Source organism: Acidovorax sp. LjRoot66 (assembly GCF_964253305.1).
Taxonomy (GTDB): domain Bacteria; phylum Pseudomonadota; class Gammaproteobacteria; order Burkholderiales; family Burkholderiaceae_C; genus Acidovorax.
Genome location: NZ_CAXUQU020000001.1, coordinates 3,439,860 through 3,453,913, shown reverse-complemented (window position 1 = coordinate 3,453,913; position 14,054 = coordinate 3,439,860). Strand labels below are relative to the sequence as shown.

Here is a 14,054-nt window from a genome sequence, read left to right as displayed (position 1 = left end):
TGTATGTCCCTAGAACTAGCTACAAGCGAAGCGGCGCAGCCCCTTGCGCAGGCGCCTGCACCCGAGTACACCGGGCCAGGCAGCGCAGAAAGGGAGTGCCGCCTGGGGCAGCAGGGGCCGCAGGGCCGGCTACGGCGCAGGCGGTTGGCCGGGCGCCTGCAGCGGCAGCCACAGCACGCAGCGCGTGCCGGCCGCCGTGCTGGCCCAGGACACGCTGGCGCCGATGGCGTCGGCCCGGCGCAGCTGGTTCTTCAGGCCGCGCCCGCGCGCCTGCAATGCGGCGTCGACATCGAAGCCGTGGCCGTCGTCCAGCACGCGCACCTCGATGCCGCCGGCGCATGCCTCGCACTCGACGCGGATGCAGGAGGCCTGCGCGTGTTTGACCACATTGGCAAAGCATTCCTGCAGAATGCGCAGCAGGTTCAGCGCGCTGCCGGCATCAAGCCACGCCAGGGGCGGCACGTCCTGCACCTCCCAGCGCAGCTCCATGCCCATGCCCTCCAGGCGCGGCGCAAGCCGAAAGCGCAAGGTCGCCAGCAGCAGCAGCAAGTCCGCGTCCACGGGCTCCATGGAGTCGATGGCCAGCTTGAGGTCGTCCATGCACTCGGCCAGCACCTGGGCCAGCTCTTCGCTGCCGGCCTTGCCGTGGCGCACCAGGTGCAGCGCGCTGGTGAGGGAGGAGCCCAGGCCGTCGTGCATGTCCTGCATCAGGCGCTGGCGCTCTTGCGCCAGGGTGGCCCGGTGCTCGGTCTCGCGCAGGCGCTCGTAGCTCAGGGCCAGCTCGCCTTCCCGCTCGCGCAGGCGGTGCTCCAGGTTGGCGTTCACGCGCTCCATGCCGTCCAGCGCCGCCAGATAGCGGCGCAGCATGATGTACGAGAAAATGAAGAACACGCCGATGTTGCTGTAGGGCCCCAGGTAGATGCCCTCCACGCTGACCAGCAGGTTGCTCTGCAGCAGCCAGTCGTAGCCGCCCGACATCAGGCTGATGAGCCCCCAGCCGCCGAGCAGGCCGGCCTCTTTGGAGCCGACGCGCCAGGCATCGCGGCAGGCGACGCCCAGCAGCGTGGTGCCCAGCACCAGCAGCAGCGCGTACAGCAGTGGCGAAATGATCGCCGCGTTGGGCGGCGCCGGTAGCAGTGGCAGCGTCAGCATGCTCACCAGCGCCGTGACCACGCAGGCCGTGATGGTGAGCCGGCGGTGGTGCACCCCATGCAGGTAGCTCAAAAACAGGTACGAGATCAGCACCTGCCAGAACAGCGCGCTCACGGTGAGCCCGCTGAACCATGCGTCGCTGATCGGCAGCCGCTGGCGGCTCACGAAGTAGTGCAGCGTCCTCACAAATGCCACCACGGACGTGGCGAAGAACAGCAGGTACAGCGGCTCGTGCCGCCGCAGCAGCCACACGCCCAGCGCGAAGATGCCTGCGGCCACGAAGGCGGCGCTGCTCATGGCCGGAAAGTCGGACTGCAGCCAGTGGCGCGCCTGGTAGCGCCAGCCGATGGCCGCACTGGGCCCAACCCAGGCGCTGGAGATGGCAGCACCGGTGTGCCGCAGGCGCTGGCCGCGGATCTGCACCTCGCGCACGGCGGGCGCGCCGGCCGTGCCCTGCAGGGGAATCCACAAGGGCAGGTTCACCGCGTTCCACAAAAATTTTGCGTCCGTCTGGTAGAGCAGCCGTCCATCGGCGTACACGGCGATCTGGCCGTCCGACTTCCAGCGCGGCAGGTACAGGTACAGGGGGCCGGCCTCAGGCGCGAGCGCGGGCACCGCCAGGCGGTACCAGACCTCGGTGGTCAACGGCTGGCCCTGCTGCTGCTGAGGCACCTTGACCTGCGGCGACTGGGCAAACGGCAGCGCCACTGCCTCCCACCCGCCGCGCGGCATGTCGTCCCCTTGCAGCACGTACGGCGGGGGTGTGAAGCCCACGCTGGGGCGCTCCAGCCGCTGCGCCTGCACGATGTGCACCGCACCCTGATCGACAGGCGATGGCCCGGGGTCAGCCGCCTGCAGCGCGCCGCTGCACAGCAGGCACCATGCCAGCACAAAGGCGCGCGCCAGAGCGGTCTTCAGATCAGACCCCGCGCACGTGCCTCGTAGATCGCCTCGGCCTTGGAGCGCACCTTGAGCTTGGCGTACGTGCGCCGCACGAAGGTGAGCACGGTGTGGTGCGATACATCCAGCGCCCGAGCAATCTCTTCTGCCGTGAAACCCTTGGTGATGTACTGCAGCACCTCGCGCTCGCGGGCGGACAGCATGGCGTGGGCATCGGCCTGCGCGGCCGCCTCTGGCGCCGGCACACTGGCCTGCTTGAAGCGCATCAGCACCTGCCTGGCGATCAACGGGCTGATCGGGCTGCCGCCCGCGTGCAGGCTGCGGATCTCGCCCACGATGCGCTCGGGCATGCTGTCCTTGAGCAGGTAGCCGCTGGCACCCGCCTCGATGGACTGCAGCACATGCGCCTCGTCGCCAAAGGCCGTGCTCACCATCACCGCGCAGCCGGGCCACCGCCGCGCAGCCGCTGCAATGGCCTCGATACCCGAGCCATCGGGCAGGCCCAGGTCCACCAACAGCACATCGGCAGCAGGGCCGCCACCGTTCAGTGCGCGCAGCGCCTGCGCCAGCGTGTCGGCCACCCACAGCAGTTGCATGTCATCCGTCTGGCGGATCGCCGAGGCCACGGCCGCCTGGAAACGCGGGTCGTCCTCCACGAGAGCGATCTGGATGCTTGCGGGGCTGGTGATGGCAACGGTTTCTGGCATGGAACGGGGCGCTGGACCTGTCGGTATGTCTGTCTGTCTGTCTGTCGGGGCATGAAGGCCCGTGGAGTGTCCCACAGCACTGGCTTGCGCGCTGTCCCCAGTTCTAGTGACAAACAAGGCGGGCCAGGCGTGTTGCCCCGCCACCCCCTGCCCCTGAAACCGTGCGTCTCACACCGACCAGATCCATTCCCCCATCAGCGTACTGAACCATGCCCAGGGCCTGCACCTGGAGCGCTTTACCAGCGACGACCTCGATGAGATAGCAGGCTGCGACGACGTGGTGGAACTGTCGCTGCGCAGCAGCAAGATGGCCGAGCCTGTGGACCTGGCCCGCCTGGCCCACATCACCGGCCTGCGCAAGCTGAGCCTGGACAGGCTGAAGTTCACCAACCTTGCGGCACTGCGGGTGTTGCCCCATCTGCAGCCCGGTCCACTGAAACCGAGAAATCGGCTGTGCGCCGGGGTGGCCGCGGGATGCAGCGCAAGGCGCGGGCTGCGGCCAAGGCTGGCCGCCTTGGCAAAGCCCGCAACGCCGCGATGCACCTGCTGCCACCCCGGCCCGCAGGGTGAGGGTCTGGCAGGGCCGCACTCGTCGTTGCCGTGCTCGCCGGGTGTGCAACCCGGCTGCGCCCGGCGCCTAGATTGCGGCCCTGCCAGACCCTCACGCACAGCCGATTTCTCGGTTTCAGTGGACCAGTCATCGAGAACTGCATGTTCTCGGACTTCGATGCGCTCAACGGATTCAAGGCGCTCAAATACCTGTTTCTGTGGCACAACAAGCTGGCGGCGTTTCCGGCGGGGCTCTACCTGCCGCAGCTCGCCTGCCTGTACCTGTCGGACAACCGCATCACGGACCTGGGCTTTGCGCGCAGCTACCCTACCCTTGCCAACCTGCATGCCGACAACAACCAGATCACCGACCTGTCGCCGCTGGCCACATGCCCCGGCCTGACCGAGCTGCACGTGAACGACAACCCGGTGGCCAGCCTGGCGCCGCTGGCGGGCATGCGGTTCTCACGGTTCTACGCCGATGCGCGGCACAACGAGGAAAAGGGGGCCCTGCAACTGCTGCTGCCCGAGCTGCCGCACGTGCAAGACGCCGAGCAGGTCGAGAGATGGCGCGTGGCCGACCTGATGCGCGCGCACGACTGGGCCCAGCTCTACGCCATCACCGATCTGGCGCTGCTGGGCGAGGCGTTCGCGAGCCTGGTGCACGGGCACTACGACGAAGACACGCTGCGCGGCGTGCTGGCCCACCCGGCGCCAGGCGCCTTCGACGCCATGGTTGCCCAGGGGCTCAGCCCGCACTACGCCACCGAGGCCGAGCTGATGGTGAACGTGCTGAGCGGCTATGGCGAGCGGCTGATTCCCGTGCTGACCCAATGCTTTCACACGGCGCTGGCGCGGCCCTGGTACCGGGGCAACGACTTCAGCGCCGGCAAGATGAAGCTGGAGCACGCGATGGTCATGCGCATTCTGGTCAAGGCCGCAAGCCCCGCCCATACCAACCTGTTCCTCGCCTACTTCAACGAGCGCGAGAGATTCTCCGAGATGCATTTGTACTACTACAAAAAGCTGCTCGACGTGGTGGGCAAGACCCAGGCGCCGCAGCTGGTGGAGCCGCTCATCGACCTGCTGCGCCTGGACAAGCACATCATCGGCGGCGATGCCGCCTTCATGAAGAAGATCTTCAAGGCCATAGCCCAGCTGGGCGGCAAGGCCGATGCGGCTGTGCTGGCCAGCCGGTTCAACGCCGCAGCCGAAGCCCGACCGGATGTGCAGCAGGCTTATGAAGCTACGCTGGCGCGCTTGGAGAAGAAGAAAGCCTGAGGCGTTCGGCTCGGCAATTGCCGAGCGCGTTGGTAAACGCACGAACGCTCCTCTGAGCAACCAGCCCTGTTGAAACTATGCCGCCGCCCATCAACGAACCCCGCTGATGGACCTGCCCACCCTTCCACCCACCCGCCTACTTACCGCACATGAATGAAGACTTGAGCCAGGCGCTTGCCGAACAACTGCGGGCTGCCACGAACGATGTAGATGTATTCCTGGCGCTGGAGGCACTTTCCTGCGCGGCCCCCGCAGTGGCCTGCGAGGCCATCGCGGCGTTCATCAGGTCGGCGCCAGCACGCCACTTGCCCCTGGCCCACAAAGCGCTGCTGGTACTGGCCGACCGCGCACCCGCCATGCTGGTAGAGGCCACACTGGACGAGCATGCAGCCGTGGCCGATGCGGCCAGGCAGGCACTGCTGAGCCGGCCGTCCAATGGTGCCCTGCCCCTGTACCTGCGCATGGCCAAATCCAAGAGCGTTGACGAGGCCGGCGCAGGGCTGATGTTCCTGGGGCGAATTTCTTCGCCAGAGGTGCGCGCGCCCTTGTTCAAGGCACTGGGCCACCGCAGCGCCAGTGTGCGTGCGTATGCAGCGGACTCCATCCGCCGCCACGCTGACGACCGCTGGATCGCAGAGCTGCTCGAAGCCATCGGCAAGATGCGCCGTGAAGAGACCGACAAGAAGAAGGACTTTGGCGATGTCATCGTCACGCTGTGCAGCACGGTGGTCGATAAATCCACCAAGGCCAACCTTGACCTGCTGATCCAGGGGCTGGGCGACGCCGACGCCCGGGTGCGCAAGACCTGCATCAGCGCCCTGGGGCGCCTGGGCGACCAAGCCGCCGTGGTGCCGCTGATCGACACGTTTGAACACCCGCGCCGCGGCATGCCGCTGGAGCTGCGGATGGAACTGGTCAAGGTGCTGGGCCAGTTGGGCGACGCCCGTGCCATTGCGCCGCTGCTGCGGGCCGGGGTGGCCCTTGCCGCACCGGCACTGGGCCCGCTGAACGCGCAGGAGGCCGTGCCCGAGCTGATGGCCGCGCTGGAGCAGGCCAGGACACCGCGCGATGCCGGCGAACTGGCCGAGGTGCTGGCCCAGCTGGACGGGCCCGGCGAGCAGCAGTGGCCGCGCGCAGGGTTGCATTCGGCTTCGCTGCAGGTTCGCCGCGCTGCCGCGTTGCAACTAGTGCACACGGCTCCCGAAGAAGCAGCGCAGCACCTGCGCGGAATGCTGGCCCAACTGCCCAGCGGCGATGCCGTCAGCGTGGCGAAGGCGCTGGCCGCGCTGGGCCATGCGGAGGGTTTTGAGGGCTTTGCGCAGGCACTGGCAGACGACCCTCTCCACTGGAACGCCAGCGCCGTTGCCTGCGCCTGCGAAGGCCTGCGTGGGCCTCAGGTGCAGGCCTTGCTGCTGGGCTTGCTGCCCGGCATCCGCAACGAATACGTCCACACTGTCTGCAAGGCGCTGATCGCACAGGGCGCCCAGGCACTGCCCGCGCTGATCAGCGAGGCGCAGGCGGCCAGCAACGACGTGCAGCACCGCTACGTGCTGGCGCTTTCCGAGTTCCGCGACCCCCAGGGAGCCAGGTTGCTGGCACCCTTACTGGTGCGCAGCAACCCACTGCGCGACGGCGCCATGCTGTCCCTGGCTACCACGCCCAGCCCTGAGGCCAGCGCCGCACTGTCCGCAGCACTGCAGCAGGCCGAAACGCCTGCCGATGCGCAGCTGATCCTGGAGACCCTGGCCAGCGCAGCCACGCGCGAGGCCATACCCGATCTGCTGCGAGGACTGCAGGCCAATGCCGCCACCGACGAGATACTCGATGCCCTGGGCCGCCTGGCCGATCCAGCCGCAGTGCCTGCGCTGGTGGAGCAACTGGCCAGCCCCGACGCACGCCGCCGCCACGGCGCCGCCACCGCGCTGGCGCAGATCGCAGACCCTGCGGCAGGCCAGCCACTGTACGAGCTGCTGCTGCAGGAAACCCACCTGGAGGTGGCCCAGGCCGCCCTGACAGCCTGGCTGGCCCTGGGCACGACGGGCGACGATGATGGCGGCAGTGCGCACAACGGTCTGGGTGTACCGGGCACGCGGGCGTTCCTGCTGGCCAGTGTGGCGCGGCTGGGCGAGAAAAAACTCTGACGCACGCAGCTCCCAACAACCCAACAACCACGAAAAATGCTGTTCAATTTTTGGGGCATCGCTGCAGTGGACACCACGCCGGCGGGCCTGGAGTTCGTGAGCGAAGAGTCACGCGTCATGCTGACCGAAGGGAACAGCACCCCCTTGCTCAAACCGCCGGTCGACGAGTACCTGAAGTTCAGCATCGGCGGCAACCGGGTCGTGGGCAGCTTCCGCAAGGAAGGGGACCACAACCGCATCACCCACGCCCAGGGTGAATGGTTGTCCCCGCACAGCTTCCTGGGCGGCCAGCTCTCGTATGCATTCTTCAATGAGGAGCAGGACGACGGGCAAGACCTGTATGTGGCGCGCCGCTGGGATGGCGAGCTGATCTTTCAGATGCCGTATTACTACGCCGAGCGCTACCTCGCCCCGACCGCCATCGCCCTGGGCAACCAACAGCAATGGGCCGTGTACGACCTGGCGGGAACGAAATTGGAGGAGATCACCGGCGTCGACCGATCCGAGCGGCGCTGGCGGCCCCGCTTCACCGATGATCTGTTTTTCTTTCGCACCACCGAGGAGCCGATCTACCAGGTTTACGACGTGGCGCAGCGCGCATTCGCAGGCTCCATCAGCGTGGTGGATGGGCTGGTAGGGGTGCTCGCGCTGCCGAGCGGTGGCACGCTGCTGGTGGACGCCGAAGGGGTGAAGCTGCTGGGCGCAAGTGCAGGCAGTGCATTGCGGACGGTGCACCGCTTCGATCAGCCGCTGGACGCCGATGGCAACGACTTTCTCGGCTGGCATGATGGCACGCGCGCCTGCATGGCTTTCACCGGGTGGCTGCAGCCGCAGGTGCTGCTGGCCATCCCGCTGAGCGGCGTGGGGCACGCAGGGCCAGTGCCAGTGCAGGCCGAGGAGCTGCGCTGGGACACCCCATGGGAGATCACCAACCAATGCGGCCTGGTGGATGGCCTCAATTACCTCACACTGCGACGCAAGGACCTGCTCGCCGAAAGCGCCCTGCTGATGTGGCGCCCCGACGAGCCGCTGACCCACGCGCTGCTGGAGCCCCACCTGAGCCCCGTGGTGCGCGTGACCCAGCCCCCTTCCGCCAAGAAGGGCAAGCACGGCTACCGCATAGAGATCGAAGACGCCTCTTCGACCAACCGCGCAGTGCGCTCGGCCGCATTCGAGCTGGGCCGCTTGCTGAGCGAATCGTGCAGCGGCCCCTACAACACGGCACAGGTGATACAAGACCGCCAATTCGACGGGCAGTTTTACATCGACATCACCTGCGCCGCTGAACCCGATGAACTGGAGCGGGGGTACCTGGCAGACTACATCCAATACTTCAGGCACTGGGGCGGCCTGTCGCCTGCGGGCAGCAGGGCCGCTCTTAAGGACCCGGTCATCACCTGGAACATCGGCGTGCCGTGAGCATTTGCTTTGAGGCAGGTATTACGGCCACGAGCCATCAGCCCGGCAGCCCCTTGTGCGGAGCGTTAAAGTCAGACGCTTATGCCCTTGCCCGATTCGACAACCGCTTTGCGCACCTTCACGAGTGCCCAGGCCGAAACCGCTGATCCCAACCCCAATGCCGCGCAGCCCGAAGGGATGAAGCCAGGCAGCGATCACAGCCACAGGCTGCTGCTGGGCCTGAGCCTGATCCTCATTGCCTGCAACCTGCGGCCGGTGTTTGGCAGCCTCTCCGTGGTCTTGCCCGAGGTGATGCGCGACACCGGCCTGTCGGCCGTCGGTGCCAGCATGCTGACCACCTTGCCCATCGTGTGCCTCGGGCTGTTTTCTGCACCCACGCCCGCCCTGGCACGCCGGTTCGGGCCAGAGCGGGTGCTGCTGCTGGCCCTGCTGCTCATCACCGTGGGCACCCTGCTGCGCGCTGCGGGCACGCTGGGGCCGCTGTTTGCGTCGTCGGTGCTGGCAGGGGCCGGCATCGCCATGGGCAATGTGCTGCTGCCGGGTCTGGTCAAGCGCAGCTTTGCCAGCCACACCGCCCTGATGACCGGCCTGTACACGCTGGCGATCTGCGCGGGCGCCGCATCGGCCACAGCCTTGACCGTGCCGCTGATGGTGGGTGCATTCGATGGGCACTGGGCCTGGGCCCTGGCGTTCTGGGCGCTGCCCGCCGTGCTGGTGCTGCTGCTCTGGGCGCCGCAGGCGTGGCACACCCGTGCCCAGCCCCTCGACGGGGCGGCTGGGGGCGGCGCACTCTGGCGCGATCGCCTGGCCTGGCAAGTGACTGCCTTCATGGGGCTGCAATCGGCCCTGGCCTTCATCGTGATGGGCTGGCTGTCGCCGCTGTTGCGAGAGCGCGGCATCGGCAGTGCGGACGCAGGCTACATCGTGGCGGTGTCGATACTGACCCAACTGGTCACCTGCCTGCTGGTGCCCTCGTTCGCCGCACGCTGCCGCGACCAGCGCGCGCTGGCCGTCGGCATGAGTGCGTTGATCCTGGTCGCTTTTCTGGGCCTGATGGTCGGCCCGCTGGGTGGCCGCTGGCTCTGGGCCGTGCTGCTCGGGTGCGGCCAGGGCGGTGCCTTTGCGCTGGCCCTGAGCCTGATCGTGATGCGCAGCGGTAATGCCCAGATCACGGCCCAGCTCTCGGCCATGGCACAAGGCTGGGGCTACCTGCTGGCAGCCGGCGGCCCCCTGCTGGTGGGTGTGCTGCGCGAATGGACCGGCGGCTATGCGGCCAATACCTGGCTGGTGGGGGCGCTTGCGGTGGCGATGGCGTGGAGCGGTTGGGGGGCCGGGCGGCGCATGGTGGTTCAGGCGAAAAAGTGACGGCCACCAGATGCTCTCGGCGCTCCACCGGGCAGCGCAGGCGGTTTGCGTCGGCGGTGGGTGGCGTCAGCCCCTGGCTCCTTGCGCCATGGCGATGGCAGGCTGGCGGGCCAGTTCGATGAAGGCGCGCACGTAGTCGATGGCGGTGTCTGCCTCGCGTGCCCCCAGAAAAATTTGCTTGGCGATGCCGCGCACGCCCAGCCGCACCGGCACCACGTCCATCCGGGCCGCGTACTCCTCGACCAGCCAACGCGGCAGGGCCGCCACGCCGCGGCCGCTGGCCACCATCTGCAGCATGATGTCGGTGGTTTCGATGGCCTTGTGGCGCTTGGGCGTGACACCGGCCGGCAACAGGAACTGGTTGTAGATGTCCAGGCGCTCCACGTCCACGGGGTAGCTGATCAGCACCTCCTGGGTCAGCTGCTGGGGCTTCACATAGGGTGCCGAAGCCAGCGCGTGGCCTTTGGCCACGACCAGCACCTGCTCGTAGTCGAACACGGGCTCGAACTTCAGCCCTGGCTTGAACAGCGGGTCGGGCGTGACCAAGAGGTCGATCTCGTAGCCGAAGAGCGCGCCGATGCCGCCGAACTGGAATTTCTGCTTGACGTCCACATCCACGTCTGGCCACGCCGCCAGATAGGGTGACACCACCTTGAGCAGCCACTGGTAGCACGGGTGGCATTCCATGCCGATGCGCAGTGCACCGCGCTCGCCCTGCGCGAACTGGCCCAGGCGCTCTTCGGCCAGGTCCAGTTGCGGCAGCACGCGGTTGGCCACGGCCAGCAGGTACTGGCCGGCCTGCGTCAGGCGCAGGCTTCGGCCTTCGCGCAGCCAGATGTCGGTGCCCAGCTGCTGCTCCAGCTTCTTCATGCTGTGGCTCAGGGCCGATTGGGTCAGGTTCAGCACGCCCGCAGCGGCTGTGAGCGACCCTTGTCTTTCGACCTGCTGAACGATGCTGAGGTGGATGCGCTCAAGCATTTACATGAATCTCGCTCATGGATTGTTGAAATAAAACCATTTTACTTCATTGGTTTGCGCCAATATCATCCGCCCACATCGTTCGTTTGCCTGCTTGGCGGCAACGCGCAGAACCATCCTGATGAAAGCACAAATGACACGTCCCCTGCGTCTCGTCGCAGTCTCCGGCGGGCTGCAACGCCCCTCCAGGTCGGCAGCCCTGGCAGAGCACCTGCTGGAGCTGATTGCCGACGAACTGCCGTGCGAGCAGCGCCTGGTCGAACTGGGCCAGCTCGCACCGCGGCTTGCCGGAGCGGTCTGGCGTGCGAACCTGCCCGACACGGTGGAGCGCGAGCTTGCAGCGGTCGAGCAAGCCGACGTGCTGGTGGTGGCAATCCCGGTCTTTCGCGGCGCGTACACGGGGCTGTTCAAGCACTTCTTCGACTTCATTGATCAGGACGCCTTGACCGACAAGCCCGTGTTGCTGGCGGCCACCGGTGGCAGCGAGCGCCATGCCCTGGTGATCGACCACCAGTTGCGGCCGCTGTTCAGCTTCTTCCAGGCGCGCACCTTGCCGCTGGGTGTCTACGCGACCGACGCGGATTTCGCCGACTACCGCCTGCAGAATAAGGCCGTCATCGAGCGGGCCAGGCTGGCCGTGCAACGGGCACTGCCGCTGGTCGAACTGGCGCGCCACGCCAGGCCCGCTGTGGCCGAGGAAGTGTTTGCGGCCTGACACAGGAATCGTCTTTTCTCTCAAAAAAACAGATCATCGCCATGAACACAGACCCCAGCTTTCACCTCAAGAGCATCTTCTTCGATGAGAACTACCACCCATCGGACAGCACGCGCATCACCACCAACTTCGCCAACCTGGCCCGTGGAATGAGCCGGCGGCAGAACCTGCGCAACACGCTGAGGATGATCGACAACCGCTTCAACGACCTGGCGCATTGGGACAATCCGACGGGAGATCGCTATGGGGTCGAACTCGAGATCATCTCCGTCGAGATGGACATGGGCGCCCAGGGCAGCACGGGTGCATTTCCGTTGATCGAGATACTGAAGACCTGCATCCTCGACAAGAAGACGAACAGGCGCATCGATGGCATCGTGGGGAACAATTTCTCATCCTACGTGCGCGACTACGACTTCAGCGTCGTGCTGCCGGGGTACAACGCCGATCGGGCAGAGTTCAGCACGCCCGACGATTTTGGCGACCTGCATGGAAAGCTGTTCAAGCAATTCGTCAGCTCAAGCACCTACCAAGAGCGCTTCAACAAGCCGCCTGTGATCTGCATCAGCGCCTCGACCAGCAAGACCTATGAGCGGACAGGCAACCAGCACCCTGTGCTGGGTGTGGAGTACCAACAGAGTGAACCGTCCCCGACCGACCGGTACTTCGCAAAAATGGGGTTGCAGGTCCGCTTTTTCATGCCCGCGAATGGCGTTGCGCCATTGGCCTTCTACTTCTACGGCGACCTGCTGGGCGACTACACCAACCTTGAGCTGATCGGCACCGTCAGCACCATGGAGACCTTTCAGAAGATCTATCGCCCCGAAATCTACAACGCCAATTGCGCCGCTGGAAGACTTTATCAGCCGAGCCTGAAGAACCAAGACTACTCGTTGACGCAGATTGTCTATGACCGGGAAGAGCGCAGCCAGCTGGCGGTGCAGCAGGGGCAGTTTGCGCAGGAGCACTTCATCAAGCCGTACAAGAACGTCCTTGAGCAATGGGCTGCCGATGTCGCGCTCTGACCCGCCCGACAAGCGCTCTTGCGGCGACGTCTCGCCTGCCGCCATGCCCCTACAACACACCATCCGTGGCTGTTCGCGTAAAACGACACCGAAGTGATTAAGAGCGGCTAACAAAACTCTTCTGGCGTCGTTGCCGCGTCTTGTCGTACTACTCGTACTGCCTACGACGCAGCGCCTAGCCAGAACCGCTTTGCTGAGTTTTGTTATCCGCTCTAAGCTTGCCACCCCATCTTTGCTTTAAAGGAATCCTCAGATGTTTGAAACCTCCATCGCCGGCAGCCTGCCCAAGCCCGCCTGGCTGGCTGAAACGAACAAGCTCTGGCCTCAGTGGATGGCCGAAGGCGATGCGCTTCGCCAGGCCAAGGCCGATGCAACCTTGCTGTGGATCAAGGCCCAGGAAGACGCTGGCCTGGACATCGTGGGCGACGGTGAGCAATCACGGCAGCACTTCGTGCACGGCTTTCTCGAGCAGGTCGAGGGCATCGACTTCGAGCACAAGGTGAAGATGGGCATCCGCGACAACCGCTATGACGCGATGGTGCCGCAGGTGGTTTCGGCCCTGCGCCTGAAGGGCCGCGTGCATGCGTTCGAGGCACAACTGGCGCGCGCGCACACCAAGAAGAAGCTGAAGTTCACCCTGCCCGGCCCGATGACCATCGTCGACACGGTGGCGGACCGCTTCTACGGCGACAAGGTCAAGATGGCCTTTGCCTTCGCCGAGCTGCTCAACCAGGAGGCCCTGGCGCTGCAGGCCGACGGCGTGGACATCATCCAGTTCGACGAGCCCGCCTTCAATGTCTACATGAAGGACGCCGCCGACTGGGGCGTGCAGGCACTTGAGCGCGCGGCGCAGGGCCTGACCTGTACCACCGCGGTGCACATCTGCTACGGCTACGGCATCAAGGCCAATACGGACTGGAAGAGCACTCTGGGCGATGAATGGCGCCAGTACGAGGCGGTGTTCCCCGCGCTGGCCAGGAGCAGCATCGACCAGGTGAGCCTGGAATGCATCCACTCGCATGTGCCGCCCGACCTGATGAAGCTGCTGGCCGGCAAGGACGTGATGGTCGGCGTGATCGATGTGGCCAGCGACGTGATCGAGACACCCGAGGAAGTGGCCGACACCATAGGCCGGGCGCTGGAGTTCGTGCCCAAGGAGCGGCTGTTCCCTTGCACCAATTGCGGCCTGGCCCCCATGGCCCGGGACGTGGCCTGGCGCAAGCTGCAAGCGCTGGCCGAAGGCACCAGGCTGGCAAAGGAACGCTTCGCCACGGCGTGACTGACGCCCCCGCACGGCCGTGCGTTGCGCCCCGCGTTTAGGCGACCGCCCTGCGGCATGGCAAGCGGCGCAAGCCGCCGCGCGCCGCCAGGGGCCGGCGCCGGTGTGGGACATCTGCGTGCGCGGCGAACCAAGCCCAGGCCAACCCATTGCGGGGCTGGGCCTGATCGGTTGCGTTCGGCTGTCCTGCGGCGGTGGCGCTCCTGGTACCGCCTGCTTGGGCGGTGCGTTCATGGATTCGATGTGATGAACGCTTGCTTCGATGGGAACTGGAGCGCGTGCCATCTGGGCATCTTGGGCGCCCTTGGTTGACATCATCCCGACCAGCGTGGCCAGTTCGGAATGCGCGCAGTCCACTGTTGCGATGACAGGGACCGGCCGAGGCTGTGTGAAAACGCGCGTTGCGCCCTCGGTTTGACGATCCGCTCAGAAATGGACTGCTCGGATCGCCCTACGACGCACGATCTCGATACGAGCAAGGGGTGAAGTACCCCTGCAAAAGTCGTCTAACGACGTTTCCCACAGCCACGGGCCGAGGCCCTT

Annotated in this window: 10 protein-coding genes; 7 read left to right on the top strand and 3 right to left on the bottom strand. The window is 66.1% G+C overall.

The window, feature by feature from the left end; genetic code table 11:
- Positions 1-129: 129 nt before the first annotated feature.
- Both ACSQ3Y_RS16235 and ACSQ3Y_RS16230 read right to left on the bottom strand, forming a co-directional pair.
- Positions 130-2,043 carry a sensor histidine kinase gene (locus ACSQ3Y_RS16235; protein WP_436178058.1) on the bottom strand — a complete coding sequence of 638 codons (1,914 nt, stop codon included), beginning with the start codon at positions 2,041-2,043 and terminating at the stop codon, positions 130-132.
- A gap of 23 nt (positions 2,044-2,066) precedes the next feature.
- The gene (locus tag ACSQ3Y_RS16230) at positions 2,067-2,759 is read right to left on the bottom strand and encodes a response regulator transcription factor (RefSeq protein WP_436178057.1); all 693 of its coding nucleotides are present in this window, start codon (positions 2,757-2,759) and stop codon (positions 2,067-2,069) included.
- Positions 2,760-3,470: 711 nt separating this feature from the next.
- On the opposite strand from ACSQ3Y_RS16230, the gene ACSQ3Y_RS16225 reads away from it, so the two are divergent.
- From ACSQ3Y_RS16225 to ACSQ3Y_RS16210, 4 genes are all read left to right on the top strand, one after another.
- Positions 3,471-4,589 carry a leucine-rich repeat domain-containing protein gene (locus tag ACSQ3Y_RS16225; RefSeq protein WP_436178056.1) on the top strand — a complete coding sequence of 373 codons (1,119 nt, stop codon included), beginning with the start codon at positions 3,471-3,473 and terminating at the stop codon, positions 4,587-4,589.
- A 149-nt stretch (positions 4,590-4,738) separates the two neighbouring features.
- A complete protein-coding gene (locus ACSQ3Y_RS16220) occupies positions 4,739-6,730 on the top strand; it encodes a HEAT repeat domain-containing protein (RefSeq protein ID WP_436178055.1) in 1,992 nt (663 codons plus the stop codon).
- 36 nt (positions 6,731-6,766) lie between these two features.
- Positions 6,767-8,149, top strand: coding sequence for a hypothetical protein (locus tag ACSQ3Y_RS16215; RefSeq protein WP_436178054.1), 1,383 nt, complete (start codon positions 6,767-6,769; stop codon positions 8,147-8,149).
- Positions 8,150-8,236: 87 nt separating this feature from the next.
- Positions 8,237-9,514 carry a CynX/NimT family MFS transporter gene (locus tag ACSQ3Y_RS16210; RefSeq protein WP_436178053.1) on the top strand — a complete coding sequence of 426 codons (1,278 nt, stop codon included), beginning with the start codon at positions 8,237-8,239 and terminating at the stop codon, positions 9,512-9,514.
- A gap of 66 nt (positions 9,515-9,580) precedes the next feature.
- On the opposite strand, the gene ACSQ3Y_RS16205 is transcribed toward ACSQ3Y_RS16210, so the two are convergent.
- Complete coding sequence (locus tag ACSQ3Y_RS16205) at positions 9,581-10,492, bottom strand: LysR family transcriptional regulator (protein ID WP_057203351.1); 912 nt, start codon at positions 10,490-10,492, stop codon at positions 9,581-9,583.
- Between the two features lie 133 nt (positions 10,493-10,625).
- Here ACSQ3Y_RS16205 and msuE point away from each other — a divergent pair, with 133 nt between their 5' ends.
- The 3 genes from msuE (at position 10,626) to ACSQ3Y_RS16190 (ending at position 13,511) form a co-directional block, all read left to right on the top strand.
- Entirely contained in the window at positions 10,626-11,207 is a 582-nt protein-coding gene (gene msuE, locus ACSQ3Y_RS16200; protein ID WP_436178052.1) for an FMN reductase, read from the top strand.
- Between the two features lie 41 nt (positions 11,208-11,248).
- Positions 11,249-12,232, top strand: coding sequence for a DUF1852 domain-containing protein (locus ACSQ3Y_RS16195; RefSeq protein WP_436178051.1), 984 nt, complete (start codon positions 11,249-11,251; stop codon positions 12,230-12,232).
- A gap of 253 nt (positions 12,233-12,485) precedes the next feature.
- A complete protein-coding gene (locus ACSQ3Y_RS16190; RefSeq protein WP_428001148.1) occupies positions 12,486-13,511 on the top strand; it encodes a methionine synthase in 1,026 nt (341 codons plus the stop codon).
- Positions 13,512-14,054: the final 543 nt, after the last annotated feature.

What these genes read in the sequence shown, in the direction of transcription:
- ACSQ3Y_RS16230 (WP_436178057.1), bottom strand. Translation starts at nt 2,759, where the DNA reads ATGCCAGAAACCGTTGCCATCACCAGCCCCGCAAGCATCCAGATCGCT.
- ACSQ3Y_RS16225 (WP_436178056.1), top strand. Translation starts at nt 3,471, where the DNA reads ATGTTCTCGGACTTCGATGCGCTCAACGGATTCAAGGCGCTCAAATAC.
- ACSQ3Y_RS16220 (WP_436178055.1), top strand. Translation starts at nt 4,739, where the DNA reads ATGAATGAAGACTTGAGCCAGGCGCTTGCCGAACAACTGCGGGCTGCC.
- ACSQ3Y_RS16215 (WP_436178054.1), top strand. Translation starts at nt 6,767, where the DNA reads ATGCTGTTCAATTTTTGGGGCATCGCTGCAGTGGACACCACGCCGGCG.
- ACSQ3Y_RS16205 (WP_057203351.1), bottom strand. Translation starts at nt 10,492, where the DNA reads ATGCTTGAGCGCATCCACCTCAGCATCGTTCAGCAGGTCGAAAGACAA.
- msuE (WP_436178052.1), top strand. Translation starts at nt 10,626, where the DNA reads ATGACACGTCCCCTGCGTCTCGTCGCAGTCTCCGGCGGGCTGCAACGC.
- ACSQ3Y_RS16195 (WP_436178051.1), top strand. Translation starts at nt 11,249, where the DNA reads ATGAACACAGACCCCAGCTTTCACCTCAAGAGCATCTTCTTCGATGAG.
- ACSQ3Y_RS16190 (WP_428001148.1), top strand. Translation starts at nt 12,486, where the DNA reads ATGTTTGAAACCTCCATCGCCGGCAGCCTGCCCAAGCCCGCCTGGCTG.